Consider the following 2,380-nt stretch of genomic DNA (forward strand, 5'->3'; position numbering starts at 1 on the left):
TTTTATCATTTTCATTAAATAACTCAGAAGCTTGTGGGATTACTTGTTGAACTTCCCCAAGCGCTCCGTTTCTTCCTACGCTTTGATGACCAAGGTGAGGTGGTCTAACGCCATGCAATTTGAGCAAGAAAACTTCTGGATCTCCAAGCCCTCTTGCTGAAGTTATAAAAGTTTTAAAGCCTTTGGCCCTCATTCTCCTCAAAAGACGAGTTTCATAACCACCTTCAAGAGGAGCAAATATTGCAAGACATTTGTTGGTTTTTAAATCGTTATGAAACTTTTTCCCTGAGAGAAGTAATGGCATAAAAATTTCCTTTATTTCTATTTTATTTTATTTTATGGTACTTGATGATGTACAATTGTAATTCAGGCTGAGTGGAGCCAGTAGTCATTACAACTTCTCCATTACAAATGACTTTTGCATCTGGATACCATTTTGGATGAATTTCTGATTTTGGCATAATTTAAATTCCTTTAACGTTTAGAGAATTGAGGAGCTTTTCTTGCTTTTTTAAGACCATATTTTCTTCTTTCCTTAGCTCTAGGATCTCTACTCAGATGGCCTTCCGTTTTTAGCGGTTTCCTATTGTCAGGAGATAATTCGCAAAGTGCTCGAGCTGCACCTTGCTTTATAGCATCTGCTTGGCCAGTCAATCCACCACCAAAAACATTTACCAAAATATCATAAGAATTTTCAAGGCCTAATGTTTGCAGAGGTGCTTTTATTGAATTTAAGTGCAGGGGATTAAAGTTTAAGTAATCATCTCCAGAACGACCATTAATTTTTATTAGCCCATTTCCTGGAATCAAGCGAACTCTAGCTACTGAAGTTTTTCTTCTTCCAGTTCCCCAATACACAGCTTTGTTTTTTATTTGACTATTCATTTTGATAAATTAACTATTTAATAATACAGGATTCTGCGCAGCATGAGGATGATCAGCACCTTTATAAACTTTTAGTTTTTTAAACTGCTGTCTTCCTAAAGAATTATGAGGCAGCATGCCCTTAACAGCTTGCTCAATGATTCTTTCAGGAATTCTTTCCTGTAAAGACTCAAATTTTTCAATTTTCATTCCTCCTGGTCTTCCAGAATGTCTCCTGTACAATTTTTGTGATGCTTTTTTACCTGTTACCTCAACTTTCTCGGCATTTACTACGATTACAAAATCTCCAGTATCTAGATGAGGAGTAAATGTTGGTTTATTCTTACCTCTCAATACAGTTGCGATTTCTGTAGCAAGTCTACCAAGCGTCTTATTTTTTGCGTCAACTAAAAACCAATTTCTTTCGATTGTTTCTAAAGATGGAGTAATTGTTTTATTCATTTACCAAATTTCTGCAAATAAATTTAAATTAGTCTTAAATTCTACCTTATTGATGGAATATTAAACAACAGTTTTGAATGATTTACACAAAAAATTCTCTTAATTAAAACTCACTTAAGAAAAACCCTTAATTAAAAATACAGGGAAAAAATCATTGTTATTAATCTTTTTAAAAACATTTTCTTCATAAACAGCATTTACAAAACATAACCCCTTAGCTGGAGCAGATTCTTTAACATCATTTTTCTTTTTGTTTACCCATCTATCTGTAAAAATTTCTGGCGATATTTTGTTTTCTCCAACTAAAACTAGTTGACCAATAATTAAGCGAACCATTCCATATAGAAAACCAGTAGCTTTAATATCGACAAAAATCAAATCTTCAACTCTTTTAATATCTATATTTTTTATTTTTGTAATTGAGTTTGTTCTATTACTACCACTTTTCTGAAAAGCAAAAAAATCATGTTCTCCTATCATTTTCTTGGATGCATTTAACATTAAAACTTCATCTAATACTTTTTGATATCTATGCCATGACCAATTATTGATGAACAAGTTAGGGAATTTACTGTTATTAATGACATATCGATAATGTCTATACATTGCTGAATAGCATGCATGCCAACTATCTTTTACCTCAACTGATTCCAAGATCCTAATTGATGAGGGTAAAAGACTATTTAAGACATCAGAATAACTATTTCCTGGAACAACACAATCAACATCAAAGTGTACTACTTGACCTGATGCATGAACCCCAGCATCAGTTCTACCTGCGGCAAAAGTCTTTACTGTATGATTCGTAATCCTTAAGAGAGCTCTGTCTAAAATTTCTTGAACAGTAGTTGCATTTTTTTGTTTTTGCCAACCTGAATAATGAGTTCCATCATATTGGACTAGTAAAGCTACCCTCTTCAAAAGTTATTTTTTAGTAAAAGCCCAATTAAGTAACTAACTTAAACAAGCTCGATTATGGCCATCTGAGCGTTATCACCTTTTCTAGATACAGTTCTTACTATACGTGTATAACCACCATCTCTGTCTCCATATC

The 2,380-nt window shown here is 33.3% G+C and carries 5 protein-coding genes and 1 pseudogene; all 6 read right to left on the reverse strand.

All coding sequences use genetic code 11. The features are described from left to right. On the reverse strand, nucleotides 1–304 hold a 304-nt coding region (gene ndhN / locus AMO19_RS00150), incomplete at its 3' end, for an NAD(P)H-quinone oxidoreductase subunit N (protein ID WP_179850452.1). 52 nt (nucleotides 305–356) lie between these two features. Further along, nucleotides 357–461, reverse strand: a pseudogene (locus AMO19_RS00155) (50S ribosomal protein L31); the annotation flags it as partial. A 13-nt stretch (nucleotides 462–474) separates the two neighbouring features. Beyond that, nucleotides 475–885: a 30S ribosomal protein S9 gene (gene rpsI / locus AMO19_RS00160; protein ID WP_011819147.1), complete on the reverse strand. Its 411-nt coding sequence runs from the start codon at nucleotides 883–885 to the stop codon at nucleotides 475–477. A 9-nt stretch (nucleotides 886–894) separates the two neighbouring features. Continuing rightward, nucleotides 895–1,326 (reverse strand): 50S ribosomal protein L13, encoded by a 432-nt coding sequence (gene rplM, locus AMO19_RS00165; protein ID WP_075506838.1) that lies wholly within the window; start codon nucleotides 1,324–1,326, stop codon nucleotides 895–897. Between the two features lie 114 nt (nucleotides 1,327–1,440). Beyond that, nucleotides 1,441–2,247: a tRNA pseudouridine(38-40) synthase TruA gene (gene truA / locus AMO19_RS00170; protein WP_075506839.1), complete on the reverse strand. Its 807-nt coding sequence runs from the start codon at nucleotides 2,245–2,247 to the stop codon at nucleotides 1,441–1,443. Between the two features lie 38 nt (nucleotides 2,248–2,285). Beyond that, nucleotides 2,286–2,380: L17 family ribosomal protein (locus tag AMO19_RS00175; protein WP_306452408.1), on the reverse strand; the 95-nt coding region annotated here is incomplete at its 5' end.

The organism is Prochlorococcus marinus, assembly GCF_001180245.1.
Taxonomy (GTDB): Bacteria; Cyanobacteriota; Cyanobacteriia; order PCC-6307; family Cyanobiaceae; genus Prochlorococcus_A; species Prochlorococcus_A marinus_F.

Bases quoted from the DNA above. Each gene is read 5' to 3' on its own strand.
- rpsI (WP_011819147.1), bottom strand. From the start codon at position 885: ATGAATAGTCAAATAAAAAACAAAGCTGTGTATTGGGGAACTGGAAGA.
- rplM (WP_075506838.1), bottom strand. From the start codon at position 1,326: ATGAATAAAACAATTACTCCATCTTTAGAAACAATCGAAAGAAATTGG.